The 13,566-nt window shown below is 71.9% G+C and carries 13 protein-coding genes; 10 read left to right on the plus strand and 3 right to left on the minus strand.

Annotation, left to right across the window (positions count from 1 at the left end):
* The first annotated feature begins 6 nt into the window (after positions 1 to 6).
* The 10 genes from gspG to AC1D29_RS16795 all read left to right on the plus strand — a co-directional run bounded on the left by gspG (position 7) and on the right by AC1D29_RS16795 (position 8,998).
* Positions 7 to 429: a type II secretion system major pseudopilin GspG gene (gspG, locus tag AC1D29_RS16750; protein ID WP_477899389.1), complete on the plus strand. Its 423-nt coding sequence runs from the start codon at positions 7 to 9 to the stop codon at positions 427 to 429.
* Positions 429 to 1,622: a type II secretion system F family protein gene (locus tag AC1D29_RS16755; protein ID WP_477899391.1), complete on the plus strand. Its 1,194-nt coding sequence runs from the start codon at positions 429 to 431 to the stop codon at positions 1,620 to 1,622. The genes gspG and AC1D29_RS16755 overlap by 1 nt, the downstream gene beginning before the upstream one ends.
* 70 nt (positions 1,623 to 1,692) lie before the next feature.
* Positions 1,693 to 3,204, plus strand: coding sequence for a GspE/PulE family protein (locus tag AC1D29_RS16760; protein WP_477899393.1), 1,512 nt, complete (start codon positions 1,693 to 1,695; stop codon positions 3,202 to 3,204).
* Positions 3,197 to 4,333, plus strand: a complete 1,137-nt coding sequence (locus tag AC1D29_RS16765) for a hypothetical protein (protein ID WP_477899395.1) — start codon at positions 3,197 to 3,199, stop codon at positions 4,331 to 4,333. Before AC1D29_RS16760 ends, AC1D29_RS16765 begins: the two co-directional genes overlap by 8 nt.
* Complete coding sequence (locus AC1D29_RS16770) at positions 4,330 to 4,845, plus strand: hypothetical protein (RefSeq protein WP_477899397.1); 516 nt, start codon at positions 4,330 to 4,332, stop codon at positions 4,843 to 4,845. Before AC1D29_RS16765 ends, AC1D29_RS16770 begins: the two co-directional genes overlap by 4 nt.
* Positions 4,842 to 5,366, plus strand: a complete 525-nt coding sequence (locus AC1D29_RS16775; RefSeq protein WP_477899399.1) for a hypothetical protein — start codon at positions 4,842 to 4,844, stop codon at positions 5,364 to 5,366. Before AC1D29_RS16770 ends, AC1D29_RS16775 begins: the two co-directional genes overlap by 4 nt.
* A complete protein-coding gene (locus tag AC1D29_RS16780; protein ID WP_477899401.1) occupies positions 5,363 to 7,522 on the plus strand; it encodes a secretin N-terminal domain-containing protein in 2,160 nt (719 codons plus the stop codon). The genes AC1D29_RS16775 and AC1D29_RS16780 overlap by 4 nt, the downstream gene beginning before the upstream one ends.
* A 7-nt stretch (positions 7,523 to 7,529) precedes the next feature.
* Positions 7,530 to 8,000 carry a type II secretion system protein gene (locus tag AC1D29_RS16785; RefSeq protein WP_477899403.1) on the plus strand — a complete coding sequence of 157 codons (471 nt, stop codon included), beginning with the start codon at positions 7,530 to 7,532 and terminating at the stop codon, positions 7,998 to 8,000.
* The gene (locus tag AC1D29_RS16790) at positions 8,001 to 8,381 is read left to right on the plus strand and encodes a type II secretion system protein (protein WP_477899405.1); all 381 of its coding nucleotides are present in this window, start codon (positions 8,001 to 8,003) and stop codon (positions 8,379 to 8,381) included.
* Between the two features lie 2 nt (positions 8,382 to 8,383).
* The gene (locus tag AC1D29_RS16795) at positions 8,384 to 8,998 is read left to right on the plus strand and encodes a type II secretion system protein (protein ID WP_477899406.1); all 615 of its coding nucleotides are present in this window, start codon (positions 8,384 to 8,386) and stop codon (positions 8,996 to 8,998) included.
* A gap of 71 nt (positions 8,999 to 9,069) precedes the next feature.
* Here AC1D29_RS16795 and AC1D29_RS16800 read toward each other — a convergent pair whose 3' ends face one another.
* From AC1D29_RS16800 to AC1D29_RS16810, 3 genes are all read right to left on the minus strand, one after another.
* Positions 9,070 to 12,174, minus strand: coding sequence for a S8 family peptidase (locus AC1D29_RS16800; protein ID WP_477899408.1), 3,105 nt, complete (start codon positions 12,172 to 12,174; stop codon positions 9,070 to 9,072).
* A gap of 27 nt (positions 12,175 to 12,201) precedes the next feature.
* Positions 12,202 to 12,924, minus strand: a complete 723-nt coding sequence (locus tag AC1D29_RS16805) for a PEP-CTERM sorting domain-containing protein (protein ID WP_477899410.1) — start codon at positions 12,922 to 12,924, stop codon at positions 12,202 to 12,204.
* A 187-nt stretch (positions 12,925 to 13,111) separates the two neighbouring features.
* Positions 13,112 to 13,540, minus strand: coding sequence for a hypothetical protein (locus AC1D29_RS16810; RefSeq protein ID WP_477899412.1), 429 nt, complete (start codon positions 13,538 to 13,540; stop codon positions 13,112 to 13,114).
* Positions 13,541 to 13,566: the final 26 nt, after the last annotated feature.

The following is a 13,566-nucleotide window of genomic DNA, read 5'->3' on the forward strand; positions in this document are numbered from 1 at the left end:
TCGACCATGACGCCATCCCGCCCCGCCCGCTGCCGCGGCTTCACGCTGCTCGAACTGCTTGTGGTCATGGTCATCATCGGCCTGCTGGCCGGCTACGTCGGCCCGAAGTTCTTCGGCCAGATCGGCAAGAGCGAGGTCAAGGCGACCAAGGCGCAGATTGACGCCTTGCAGAAGTCGCTGGACCAGTACCGGCTGGACGTCGGCCGCTACCCCAGCACCGAGCAGGGCCTGGCCGTGCTGGTGACCAAGCCCGCCGACGAGCCCAAGTGGGCCGGGCCGTACCTGAGCAAGGCGGTGCCCAAGGACCCCTGGGGCAACGACTACCAGTACCGCGCCCCCGGCGAGCATGGCGAGTACGACCTGTTGTCCTTCGGCAAGGACGGCCGCCCCGGCGGCGAGGGTGAGGACGCCGACCTCACATCCTGGTGATGGCGCAATTCCAGACCCGCGTGCTGCGCGCGGGGGTAGTCAGCTCGGAACGTGTCGAGGCGCCCGACCGCGCCGCCGTGGCCACGGTGCTGGGCGTGCCGCCGCAGCATGTGCTGGAGGTGCGCGAGATCGCTGCAAGCGCCGCCGCGAAGCCCTGGCGCCGCAATGCGCGCTTTCCGCTGCAGCTGTTCAGCCAGGAACTGGCCGTGCTGCTGGACGCCGGCATCGCGCTGCTGGAGGCGCTGCAGACGCTGCGCGAGAAGGAGGGCCAGCCCGGCGTGCGCGCGGCGCTGGACGCCGTCATCGCCCACATCGAGCAGGGGCAGCCGCTGTCCACCGCGCTGCGCCAGCAGCCGCAGGCGTTTGACGAGCTGATCTGCGCCATCGTCGCGGCCAATGAACGCACCGGCCAGCTGTCCACCGCGCTGGCCCAGCACGCGCGCTACCTGGCCTGGGTCGACGCGCTGCGGTCTCGGCTTGTCGCCGCGCTGGTCTACCCGCTGATGCTGCTGGGCGTCGGCTCGCTGGTCATCCTGTTCCTGCTGCTCTACGTGCTGCCGCGTTTTGCCGGCATCCTGGAGCAGACCAGCGCCGACCTGCCCTGGGCGTCGCGTGTGCTGATCGAGTTCGGCCAGACGGCCGGCGCGCATCCGGGCCTGGTCATCGGCGGCATCGCGGCCGTGGCGTTCGCGATCTTCACGCTGCTGCGCCAGCCGGCCGTGCGCCAGCGCGCACAGGCGGCGCTGTGGACGCTGCCGGGCCTGGGCCCGCGGCTGCGCGTGCTGGCGCTGGCGCGGCTGTACCGGTCCCTGGCCATGCTGCTCGCGTCGGGCGTGCCGGCACTGGCGGCGTTGAAGATCGTCGTTGACGTGGTGGCCGCACCGTGGCGGCCCGCCGTGCAGGCCGCGGCGGCGCAGATCGAGCGCGGCGAGCGGCTGTCCGCCGCCTTCGACGCGCAAGACCTCGCCACGCCGGTCGCGCGCCGCATGCTGCGCGTGGGTGAGCGCAGCGGCGAGGTTGCCGCCATGCTTGAGCGTGCCGCGGCCTTCCATGACGAGGAGGCCGCGCGCCTGACCGACCTGCTGTCGCGCCTCGTGAACCCGGCGCTGATGCTGGTCATGGGCGTGCTGATCGGCGGGATCATCGTGCTGATGTACCTGCCGATCTTCCAGTTGGTGGAGCAGGTGCAATGAGCGCCGCGCGGCCGCTCCGGAGGCGCTCGCTCCCCCTCGTGGGGACGGCGCGTAGCGCCAAGGGGGCCGCATGAGCACGTCGCTTGCCGACTGGCTGCCGGCCGATCAGGGCCCCTGGCACCTCGATTTCGAGCAATGGCCGCAGGCCCAGGCGCAGCGCTGGCGAGCGGTGCTCGCTGTGGGAGCGGGTGACAAACGCGTGCTGCTGGCCGAGCGCGACGAGGACGCGATGCTGCTGCAGAGCGTCGAGTCACGCCTGAACGCGCCCGTCGGCTGGCAGCGCGCATCGACCGAGGCGGTGACGCACTTCCTGGGCGCCGGCGAGGCGGATTTCCGCGCGCTGTCCGACGTCGAAGACGCGCTGACGGCGGTCGAGGACCACACCGAGGAGTTGTCGGCGCTGGCGCTCAGCGAGCAGGCCAGCCCGGTCGTGCGCCTGCTCAACGCCACCATCTACGACGCGCTGCAGGACACGGCGTCGGACATCCACATCGAATGCACGGCGCGTGGCGCGGTGATCCGCTTCCGCGTCGACGGCGTCATGGCGCTGGTGCGCCAGGTCGACAGCCCGCAGGTCGCTGAGCAGCTCGTGTCGCGCCTGAAGGTGATGGCCGAGCTGGACATCGGCGAGCGCCGCCTGCCGCAGGATGGCCGCTTCAAGCTGCGCGTGCAGGGCCGTGAGATTGACTTCCGCCTGAGCGTCATGCCCAGCGTGTTCGGCGAGGACGCCGTCATCCGCATCCTGGACCGCGCGGCCATCGCCCGTGCCGGGGCACTGACGCTGGACGCTTTGGGCTTCGGCGACGAGGAGCGCGCCGCCATCCGCCACCAGGCCCGCCAGCCGCACGGCATGCTGCTGGTGACCGGCCCGACCGGCTCCGGCAAGACGACCACGCTGTACGCGACGCTGGCCGAGATCCACACCGGCGCCGACAAGATCATCACCATCGAAGACCCGGTCGAGTACCAGCTCGCCGGCGTCGTGCAGATCCCCGTCAACGAGAAGAAGGGCCTGACCTTCTCGCGCGGCCTGCGCTCCATCCTGCGCCACGACCCGGACCGCGTCATGGTCGGCGAGATCCGTGACGCCGAAACCGCGCAGATCGCCGTGCAGGCCGCGCTGACGGGTCACCTCGTCTTCAGCACCGTCCACGCGAACAACGCGTTCGATGTCATCGGCCGCTTCATGCACATGGGGCTGGACCTGTACAACGTCGTGTCGGCACTGAACGCCGTGCTGGCGCAGCGCCTGGTGCGGCTGACGTGCAGGCACTGCGCGCAGCCTTTCATGCCCGACGCCGCGACGCTGACCCGGCACGGCGTCATCAATGGCAATTTCATGAAGGGCGAGGGCTGCGGCCACTGCCGCGGCACCGGCTACAAGGGCCGGCTCGCGGTGGCGGAACTGCTCAAGCTGGACGATGGCCTGCGCGACCTGATCGCCGGCCGCGCGCCCATGTCCGAGATCAAGGCCGCGGCGAAGGCGCGCGGCATGAAGTCGTTGCGCGACATGGCGCTGGCGGCCGTCTGCCGCGGCGACACCACCTTCGAGGAGCTGGAACGTGTCACCCTCGATGAGTGAGCGTTTGAGGCAGCAGCTCGCCGCGCGGCTCGCCAAGCCGCGGCAGCTGTTCGTCACGCCCGGCGGGGCCGAGTTCGAGGCCTGGTGCCGCGAATGCCCCGGCACCGCCGTCGAGCTGGTCGTCTCGGCCCGCGCGCTGCATGAGCTGGTCACCGAGCCCGGCCTGCCGCTGGCCGACCTGGACGCCGTGCAGGCCTATGCGCAGCAGCAGTTCGCCCACTACTTCGGCGCGGCCGCGCAGCGCTACGCCGTCGCGCCATGGCAGCTGGGCGAGGCGGCCGGGGCATCGGCGCTGCATGGCCTGGACCTGGCCGTGCTGCGCGCGCAGGCCGACGCGGCCCGCGTGCGCCTTGCTGCCGTGCGCCCGGCCTGGGCCGCCTGGCTGGCCTCGCTGCCCGCGGCGACGCGCGCGGGCTCGGGCCGCGCGGTCTGGCATGAAGGCGTTGCAGGGGCAATGACGGCGGTCCTCATCCAGCTCGACCGTGGCCGCGTGACCGGCCTGCAGTCGCGCCGTGTCGGCACGCTGGCCGACCTCGGCCCCGACACGCCGCTGGCCGTCGGCACGCCCGCTGGCGACCTGGCGCCCCAGCCCGGCCCGGCCACGCCGCAGCCCGACTTCCTGCCGCGCTCCGCCCGTTCGCCGCTGGCCTGGCCGCTGGCCGCGACGGGCGCGCTGGTGCTGGCCACGGCCGCGTGGAGTGCCGTCGACAGCCATCGCGGCCTGGAGGCCGCCCAGGCTGCGCGTGACCGCGTGGCCCAGCTGCGCCCCGCCGCCAAGCCCCAGCCACGCCGCACGGCGGCAGCGCCCGCCGAGAACCGCGCGGCCGCCGATGCGCGCGCGTTGCTGGCCATGCCCTGGGAGCCGCTGCTGAGCCGTGTCGAGACGGTGGGTGCCGACGCCAGGACCATCGCCTGGCTGGGCCTGGACGCCAGCGCCGGCCGCGGCGAGCTGCGCCTGGAAGGCCTGACGCCCGACAAGCTGCTGGCCTTGCAGCTGGCCGAGCAGCTCGGCACGACGCCGGGCTGGGGCCAGGTCGTGCTGTCACGCTTCTCGGCCGCGGAGACCGGCCTGGTGGGCCAGCGCTTCGAGATCAGTGCGCGCGTGCCGACTGCTGGGGGTGGCTCGTGACGCCGCTGCACCGTCTCGCCAGGGCGCTGGGCTGGCCGGGCCTCGCCGGCCTCGTGGCGCTGCTGCTGGCGGCCGTGGCCATCGTCGCCGGCCAGCGCTGGGACGCGCAGGCCGTAGCGTTGCAGGCCGAAGCCCGCGGGCTGCGCGCCAAGGCCCGGCCGGCGGTGGCGACCCAGGCGTTGCCGGTCAGCGTGCAGCAGTGGCAGGCCACGCTGCCCGCGCCGCGCGACCGCCAACAGCGCCTGGCCGACCTGCTGGAGCTGGGCATACGCCTGGACCTGAACGGCACGCGCACGGAGCACCGGCTGAGCACCAGCGAGGGCCTGGAGCGGCTGCGCGTGACCATGCCGCTGACGGGCAGCTACGCACAGCTGCGCCGCTTCATCGGCGCGGCGTTGGAACACGACCCGGCGCTGAGTCTGGATGCGATCAAGCTGCGCCGCGTCAGCCCGGTCAGCACCGATGTGGACGCCGAGCTGCAGTGGTCGCTGCACGGGAGGGCCGCGCCATGAGGCCGATGCAGCCCCGCCAGCTCGCCCTTGGCGGCGCCCTCGCCGCGACGCTGGCCGCCACAGCCTGGGTCGCCACACGGCCCGACGACGCGGCCGTGCCGGTCGCCGCCCCCGTGCGCCAAGCTGCGCCCGCGGCGTCGGCGTCGGCGGCGCTGCAGGTTGCCCCAACCGGCGCAGCCCGCCAGCCCTGGGCCGAGGCCTCGCCCGCCCAGCTGGCGGCCTGGCAGCCCCCGCCGCCACCGCCGCCACCCCCTGCGCCGCCGCCCATCGCGGCGCCCCCGCCCCCGCCGCCGATGGCGCCGCCGCTGCCTTACCAGATGATCGGCCGGGTCGTGGAAGGCGAGGGCACCAAGGCCGTCGAGGTGGCGCTGCTGAGCGGCCCCAACCGGGCGCTCAGCGTCAGGCGTGGCGACGTCATCGACGGCCAGTGGCGTGTCGATCAGGTGTCGCCCAGCGGCGTCAACCTGACCTGGCTGCCGGCCAAGCTCCCCCAGAACCTCGTTTTCAAAGCCATGCCATGAAGCAGCTCCTCGCCCTCGCCCCCGTTGCGCTGCTGACCGCGCTGCTGGCGGCCTGCGCCAACCCGGCGCTGCGCCAGGCCGAAGACCTCGGCCGTGGCAACCAGTGGCCGGCCGCGCTGCGCGTGCTGGACGATGCCCTCGCCAAGGACCCGACCGACCCGCAGCTGCGCGCCGCCCAGGTGCGCGCCCGCGAGCAGGCCACGGCCCGCCTCATCCTGCAGATCGAGGCGCTGCGCGGCGCCGGCCGCTGGGACGAGGCCTCGGCCCTGCTGAGCCAGCTGGCGCTGGCCGATGCCAAGCACCCGCGCCTGGCCGCGCTGAGCGTCGACATCGAACGCGGCCGCCGCCACGAGGCCCAGCTGGCCACCGGCCGCGCGGCGCTCAAAGAGGGCCGCATCGACCGCGCCGACGCCATCGCCCGCGAGATCCTGGCTGAGTCGCCCCAGCACCCCGGCGCCCGCCTGCTGGCCAGCCAGGTGGCGCAGGCGCGGCCGCTGGAGGCGGCGGTGGGCGAGCTGGGCGCGGCCTTCCAGAAGCCGGTCACGCTGGAGTTCCGCGAGGCGCCGCTGCGCCAGGTCTTCGAGGCGCTGGCGCGCAGCAGTGGCGTCAACTTCGTGTTCGACAAGGACGTGCGCGCCGATGCGCGCGTGACCGTCTTCCTGCGCGGCGTGACGATGGACGAGGCCATGCGCGTCATCCTGGGCACGCAGCAGCTGGATCGCAAGCTGCTCAATGAGACCTCGGTGCTGATCTTCCCCAACACGGCCGCCAAGCAGCGCGAGCACCAGGAGCTGATCACCCGCACGCTGTACCTGACCAATGCCGACGTGAAGCAGGTGCAGGCCATGGTGCGCACCATCGCCAAGGTGCGCGACATCCACATCGACGAGCGGCTGAACCTGCTGGTCGTGCGCGACACGCCCGAGGTGCTGCGGCTGGTGGAGAAGCTGATCGCGTCCGTCGACCTGCCCGAGCCCGAGGTGATGCTGGAGGTGGAGGTCATGGAGCTGGCGACGGACCAGGTCGATGCGCTGGGCCTGCAATGGCCGGAGACGGTGCAGTACGGTCTGCCCGGCGTCGTCGGCCAGGTGCTGCTGAGCCAGCGCGACCAGTTCCGCGCCAGCGTGGCCAACCCGGCCGTCGTCGCGACGATCCGCGGCACGGCTGGCAACTCCAACATCCTGGCCAACCCCAAGATCCGCGTGCGCAACCGCGACAAGGCCAAGGTCCACATCGGCCAGAAGCTGCCCGTGTTCACGACGACGACCAACTTCACCGGCTCCACGTCGGTCGCGGCGTCGGTCAGCTACCTGGACATCGGCCTGAAGCTGGATGTCGAGCCCACCGTGCAGCTGGACAACGACGTGGTCATCAAGATCGGCCTGGAGGTCAGCAACCTGATCCGCCAGGTGACCGGCCCCGGCGGCACGACGGCCTACGAGATCGGCACGCGCAACACCTCCACCGTGCTGCGCCTGGCCGATGGCGAGACGCAGGTGCTGGCCGGCCTCATCAACGACGAGGACCGCAAGAGCGCGGTCGGCATCCCGGGGCTGTCGCGCGTGCCGCTGCTGGGCCGGCTGTTCGGCACGCAGACCGACACGCGCAACAAGACCGAGGTGGTGCTGCTGATCACGCCGCGCGTGGTGCGCAACCTGGCCGTGCCGGACGCGTCGTTGACGCGCCTGGCCAGCGGCACCGACGCCAGCCCCGGCGCGTTCAGCAGCCTGCTGCGGCGCGAGGCCCGCGTGGGCGTGGCACCCAGCGGCGCCGTCGCGCCGGCCAGTTCGGCGACCAATGCAGCACCCAGTGGCGAAGCCACGCTGAAGCTCGACGTGACGCCACAGGTCGCGGTCGGCGGCAGCGTCTCGGTCGCGTTGAAGAACGACAGCGGCCTGCAGGTCAAGGGCGAGCTGGAGTTTGACGCCGGCCGGCTGACACCGGCGCAACCGCTGCCCAATGCCACGCCGGGGCGCTACCCGGTCGAGCTGCCACCCCGCGGCGAGCGCGTCGTGGTGCTGCGCGCGCTGCCGTCGGCCGCGGGGCAGGCCCTGAACATCGGCATCAGCGGCCTGTCGGCGACCGGCGCGAACGGCGAGTCGGCGGCTGTGCGCGTCGACGGCAGCGGTCTGGTCACCGTGGAAGCGGCGAAGTAAGGCTGTCATGCGCGCCAACCGGGGCTTCACGCTGATCGAGATGCTGGTGGTGCTGGCCTTGTTGGGCGTGCTGGCCAGCGCCGCGCGGCCGCTGCTGGAGCTGTCGGTGCAGCGCAGCCGCGAGCATGAGCTGCGCCAGGGCCTGCGCACGCTGCGCGAGGCGCTGGACGCCTACAAGCGCGCCGCCGAGGCCGGCAGCATCATGCAAAGCCCCGAGGACAGCGGCTACCCGCCGCGGCTGCAGCTGCTGGTCGACGGCGTGCCCGACGCCAAGTCGCCCAACGGCCGTAAGCTCTACTTCCTGCGCCGGCTGCCGCGCGACCCGTTCGCGCCGGCCGAGCTGCCGGCTGCGGACACCTGGGGCCTGCGCGCCTACGACAGCCCGGCCGACGAGCCGCGCGCCGGCAAGGACGTGTTCGATGTGTTCTCGCGCGCGGAGCGCACGGCGCTGGACGGCAGCAGGCTGAGGGACTGGTAGATGACCCGGGCGCGCGGCTTCACCCTCATCGAGCTCATCGTCGTGATGGCCATCGTGGCGCTGCTGGCGTCCATCGCTGCGCCGCGCTATTTCAACTCGCTGCAAAAAGGCAAGGAGACGGCGCTGCTGCAGTCGTTGACGACGATGCGCGATGCCATCGACCAGTACGCGGCGGACAAGGGGCGTTACCCCGAGTCGCTGCAGGAGCTGGCAGCGGCGCGCTACATCCGCGACGTGCCGGAAGACCCGCTGACCGCCAGCCGCGAGAGCTGGGTCGAACTGCCGCCGCCCAGCGACATGCAAGCCGCCGGCCGCCTGTGGGACGTGCGCAGCGGCGCCGCCGGGCGCAGCGCCGACGGGCGGCTTTACGCGGACTGGTAGCCATGGCGTCGCCCCGTCGGGCTCAGCAGGGCTACAGCTATCTGGCCGTGCTCTTCCTGGTTGCGCTGACGGCCGCCGGCCTGGCTGGGCTGGGCCAGGCCTGGCGCACGGCGGCGCAACGCGAGCGTGAGCGCGAGCTGGAGTTCCGCGGCGGCGAGATCGCGCGCGCCATCGCCAGCTATCAGCGCGCCGCCGCCGTCGAGCCCGCGCCCTATCCGGCCCGCCTGCAGGACTTGCTGGAGGACGACCGCGGGCCGCGCGTCAGGCGGCATCTGCGGCGCCTGTACGTCGACCCGTTCACGGGGCAGGCCGATTGGGTTCTGGTGCCCGACCCGGTCAACCCGCAGCGTTTTCGCGCCGTGCGCAGCCGCGCCGACACCGCGCTGCTGCGCAGCACCTCGCCCGACGGCCAGGCGATTGCCAAGGCCAGCGACTGGGTGTTCGACCCGCTGGCGCTGAGGACCCGTCAGGTGGCCGCGCCCGGCCAGGCGGCCAGTGTGCCGGCGGGGCCGGTGCTGCCGAACGGCCCTGCCAAGCCGTCACCCAGCCCTGTCAACCCCAGCCAGCCCGGGGTGCCGTTGCCGCCCACGCCGCCCGGCAGGATCACGCCGGACTGACGAAAAAAAGCCACTGCGACGAAGCGCAGTGGCTGGCGTGGCGCGGCCGGTGCTGGACCGGCCTCGTGGGATCAGGGCGAGATCGTCACGACATCGGCCTCGCGACCCGCACGGCCGTCCGTGTAGAGCAGCAGCAGGCCGGTCTGCGACGGCGAGGCCGCGGCGCCACCGGCAGGCTTGGTCACGTTCAGGCTGCCGTTGAAGCCGATCGGCAGATTGAAGGCATCCAGTTGCAGCTGGTAGCGCGGCGAGCCCAGCGTGTGCGTCATGCCGGTGATGGCGTCCGTCAACTGACCGCTGAAGTAGTTGTCGAAGGTGTAGACGCTGAAGCGGAACTTCTGCGCGGTGCTCGTGATGCCGATGTCGCTGGCCTGTACCGTGTAGATCATGTTGCCCGAGTTCAGGTCGGCGCCGGCATAGAAGCGCGTCACTGCCGTACCCGTGCTCAGGTTCTGCACGGTCACGACGGTCTGGCCCGTCGCGCCGAAGCCGCCGGTCTCGGTGTTGTAGATCACGTAGTCATCGACGCCGTCGTTGTTCGCATCCACGTAGATGTCGAACTCCGCCGGGTAGGCCGGATGGGCGCGCGAGCCGAACGTGGCGATGCCGAACTGCACGAGCTGCGTGCCACCCGAGACCGCGCCCCGCACACCCACAGCGCGCAGGTCGATCAGGGCCTGACCACCGCCATAGGCCGGCGGCGTCGGGTAGTCCTGGGCGCTGGAACCCGTCAGCGCGAACGCGTCGACGCGACCCGGTGTGGCGCCGCCGGTGTTGCTGAGCGCCAGCGCGGCCGACGCGGCGCCGCCCATCGCGAGCGACGCCGGTGCGGCCGCATTCGCGCTCTTGTGCGGCAGCACATGCCAGGGCGTGCTGACCGTGTCGCTGCCGTCGCTGACCGTCACGTAGCCGTCGTACTCGACACCTTGCAGCAAGGCGCCGGTGCCCTGCACGGCGCCGCCGTTCAGGTTCCAGCTCGGCAGCTTGGTCGGGTCGATGGTCATCGTCAGCACGAACGACCCGGTGCCGTTCGCCGCCACGTTGACCGTGGCCGGGGCGCTCAGCGTGACGGCGCCGTTGGCCGCGTCATTGGCATAGCGGAAGCTGCGCGTGATGTTGAAGGTGCGCGCCGAGTTGCTGTAGTTGCGCACGGCGACCTTCTTGCTGATGGTCGTCGCGCCGCTCAGCCGCGGTGCACCGAAGGCCAGGCCCACGCTGTAGGGGTTGGTCGAGTCCCAGATGCCGGCCGTGACGGCGGCGGCCTTGTTGACACGCACTTCACCACCGCCGATGCGCGAGATCGGGGCCAGTTCGCCCGGCAGCGTGGCCGGGTTGGTGTAGACCGTCGTGTTGGCCGAGTTCATCAGCCGCGACTTGATCTCGGGCGGCGTCGCGTTCGGGAACTTCTGCAGCAGCAGCGCCGCGGAGCCGGCGATCATCGGTGTCGCACCGGAGGTGCCACCGAAGCTCTCTTCGCCGCTGCCCGTGCCGTTCAAGGCGGACACCGATGCGCCGGGGGCGCCGATCTCGGGCTTGATGGCAGCGAAGTTGTAGCCTGGGCCGCGCGCCGACGTCGAGGCCATGCTGCCCGCCAGCGAGATCGCCGCGTTCGGGTCGACCGTCACCGTCGCGGCACCGCTGGCCACGGTCTTCAGCGTGTTGCCGATGGCCTGCGTGACGACCAGCGCTTCAACGAAGCTGCTGGTGCCCGGCGCAAAGCCGCCGTTGCTGAAGGTGGGCGCATCGCCGGCGGCATTGTTGCCGATGATGACGCCGGTCGCGCCCTTGGCCGCCGCATTGCTGACCTTGAAGCTGATGGAGCAGCTGCCGCGGTCGACATAGGCGACGCTGCCGGTGAAGTCCGGCGTGTCGGCCAGCGTGCAGGCTTCCCGTTGCGCGAGGGTGCTGCCGCGCTTGAGCGTGCCGCTGAAGCCGTTGACGACGGGCGCCCAGTCCAGCGTGTTGGTGTTGCCATAGGTGCCGGCGATGCTGGCCGGCGTGTTGACCGTCAGTGCCATGGCCTTGGCGCCGGGCATGGCGGTCTGCGCCACGCTGATGGCCTCGGCCGCATTGGACGGCGAGCTGACGATGTACGGGCGGTCGCCCGCATTGCCCGCGGCGATGGCCGCCACGATGCCGAAGCGGACCAGGTTGGACACGGCCTCGGTCGACGGGTTCTCGCGCTGGCCGTAGTTGGCGCCCAGCGACAGGTTGACCACGTCGGCGGCGCCGTCGAAGCTCAGGTCGCCCTTGGGGTCCATGGACCATTCCAGGCCTTGCAGGATGGCCAGGCCGTTGCAGGAGGTCGCCACGCTGGAGCAGACCTTGACGGCGTAGAGCTGGGCACCGGGCGCGACGCCCTTGTGCGTGCCGTCCAGGCTGGCGCCGGCGGCGATGTCGGCGACGTGGGTGCCGTGGCTGGAGCCGCTGCCGGCGTCGATGGGGTTGGCGTCGGGCGCGACGGCGCCGTTGGGCCAGACCTCGCCGACGAAGTCATAGCCACCGATGACCTTGGCCGTCGGGAACAAGCCCGCCGGCGCCGTGGTGGCGGCTGCCGCGGCGGCGGCGGTGAAGTCGGCCACGCTGCCGGAGCCGCCGAGGTTCTTGTGGGTGTAGTCGATGCCCGAGTCGAGCACGGCGATCTTGACGCCGGCACCGGTCAGCCCAAGACCGTGCAGCGCGCTGGCGCCGATGTAGGGCACGGTGGTCGTCAGCGACAGGTCGTGGTTGACGATGGGCTTGATGGCCGTGACGCCGGGCAGCGCCGCTACGGCCGGCAGCTGGGCGGCGTCGATGTTGATGACGACGGCGTTGTAGACCTTGCCCAGTCGCGCGACCTCGGTGCCGCCGAGGCCGGCCACCTGGGCCATGACGGCATCCTGCTTGGACTTCAGCGAGGCCACATAGGCCTGGCGCTGGGCCAGCGTCATGGCGGTGCCCACGCGCTTGGCGTTGGCGCCCACGGCCAGCGCCAATGGCGCGTCGGTCAGGCGCACGGCGACCTGCACGCTCCCGGTGAGCGTGCGGTTGCGCAGCTCGGCGGTGCCGGTGACGGCCGTCTCGAGCTGGGCGCTGGCGTCGACGGACGGCAGCGCCGTCTGCGCGCTCAGCTGGGCGCAGGCGGCCAGTGCGGCGGCGGCGAGCAGGGATTTCTTGGCGAACTTAAGAGACAGCATGGCGACTCCTATGACGTGGATGGGCGATCAGGCTTGGGCGGCGGTCGTCTTGCGGCGACGGGCGATGCCCGCGGCGCCCAGTGCGACGGCAGCCAGCGCGATGGCGCCCGGCTCGGGCAGGTCGGCGTTGGTGGCGCCGGCCAGTCCGATCTCGTAGCTGTAGAGCGCTTCGGAGTTGTTGTTGTCGTAGGTGCGACCCCAGCTGGCCAGCGGGCCGCTCGACGAGTCACCGCCCAGCACGTCGGACGAGCCGCCACTTTGGAACAGGGAGGCCGCGCTGGTGTCCAGCGCCACGTAGCCGCTGAAAGCGATGGCGAGGTAGTAGACGTCGGCAGACAAGGGGCCCAGCGCGCTGGCGGCCGGCAGCAGCGACAGCAGGTCGAAGCCGTTGTCGTCGTTGCTGTAGACGCCCTTGCCGTCCTTGTCGATCAGGTAGAGCTGGGTGTCGAAGGCGGTCTGACCGGTCGTCCAGGCACTGAAGGCGGAGACATCGGCCACGCGGATCTTGAACAGGTCCACCTGGTAGATGGGGCTGCCGCCGTTGGGGTCGGCCAGGCTGGCGGTCAGGCCACCGGTGATGCTGCTCAGCGTCTCGTAGCCGGCGCTGTAGGTGATCTGCGCGGTGGTCAGGCTGTCACCGGCCCCGGTGGCGCCGGTCTCGGTCCACTGGAAGCCGGCCGAAGCCGTCAGGGGGTAGGCGAAGGCAGCCGACAGGGCCAGGCCGGCCAGCAGACGTTGTTTGAACTTCATCATCACTCCTGACGCGGCCGTTGGTGCCGCGCGACATTGCGGGGTTGAAAGGCGGGCGGGCGCCGACAGGCGCCTGGGGCTGGCCAGGGTAACCGCGCCGAACTCGGCAAGATTCATCGAATCCCGTGCCTTCGGGGGAGCACAAACCCGCAAATGGGGTCGGCCATCTGCTAGAGGCGGGGTGGTGTCAGCGGGTGGGCAGGGCGGGCTGCAGCTGGCAGCGCTTGGCGACGCAGGCGACGGCTGGTTCCGGTGTCACCGCGCAGTTGGAGACGCGCCCGTCCTTGACGTCCTCGGCGCGGCGGGCGGCGCGGTGGCGAGCCACCAGCGGGTCCAGTTCGGCCGCTTGCGTGTAGCGGACCGACCATGCCAGGTAACGCTCCGGTCCACCGCATGATTTGGCGCCCACGCCGACGGTGCGGCAGTCCGCCGTGTCGCTGCAAGGGGCGTCGCCGATGGCGCGCTCGATGGCGCCCATGGCGTCACGGGCGGGCGTCGGCGGCGGGGCTGGTTCGTCGGCCCGCACGGGTGCGCCCAGGGCCAGCGGCAGCAACGCGATGGCCAGCAGGCCGCGGCCCGCCGCCAGCGGTAAATTGAAGCATCGGAGGTGTGGCATGAGATGTGTTGGCAGGTGGCACAGCG

It is taken from the genome of Roseateles sp. P1_C6 (assembly GCF_056406315.1).

What these genes read in the sequence shown, in the direction of transcription:
- AC1D29_RS16810 (WP_477899412.1), bottom strand. Translation starts at nt 13,540, where the DNA reads ATGCCACACCTCCGATGCTTCAATTTACCGCTGGCGGCGGGCCGCGGC.
- AC1D29_RS16775 (WP_477899399.1), top strand. Translation starts at nt 4,842, where the DNA reads ATGAGGCCGATGCAGCCCCGCCAGCTCGCCCTTGGCGGCGCCCTCGCC.
- gspG (WP_477899389.1), top strand. Translation starts at nt 7, where the DNA reads ATGACGCCATCCCGCCCCGCCCGCTGCCGCGGCTTCACGCTGCTCGAA.
- AC1D29_RS16800 (WP_477899408.1), bottom strand. Translation starts at nt 12,174, where the DNA reads ATGCTGTCTCTTAAGTTCGCCAAGAAATCCCTGCTCGCCGCCGCCGCA.
- AC1D29_RS16805 (WP_477899410.1), bottom strand. Translation starts at nt 12,924, where the DNA reads ATGAAGTTCAAACAACGTCTGCTGGCCGGCCTGGCCCTGTCGGCTGCC.
- AC1D29_RS16790 (WP_477899405.1), top strand. Translation starts at nt 8,001, where the DNA reads ATGACCCGGGCGCGCGGCTTCACCCTCATCGAGCTCATCGTCGTGATG.
- AC1D29_RS16785 (WP_477899403.1), top strand. Translation starts at nt 7,530, where the DNA reads ATGCGCGCCAACCGGGGCTTCACGCTGATCGAGATGCTGGTGGTGCTG.
- AC1D29_RS16795 (WP_477899406.1), top strand. Translation starts at nt 8,384, where the DNA reads ATGGCGTCGCCCCGTCGGGCTCAGCAGGGCTACAGCTATCTGGCCGTG.
- AC1D29_RS16760 (WP_477899393.1), top strand. Translation starts at nt 1,693, where the DNA reads ATGAGCACGTCGCTTGCCGACTGGCTGCCGGCCGATCAGGGCCCCTGG.
- AC1D29_RS16765 (WP_477899395.1), top strand. Translation starts at nt 3,197, where the DNA reads ATGAGTGAGCGTTTGAGGCAGCAGCTCGCCGCGCGGCTCGCCAAGCCG.
- AC1D29_RS16755 (WP_477899391.1), top strand. Translation starts at nt 429, where the DNA reads ATGGCGCAATTCCAGACCCGCGTGCTGCGCGCGGGGGTAGTCAGCTCG.
- AC1D29_RS16780 (WP_477899401.1), top strand. Translation starts at nt 5,363, where the DNA reads ATGAAGCAGCTCCTCGCCCTCGCCCCCGTTGCGCTGCTGACCGCGCTG.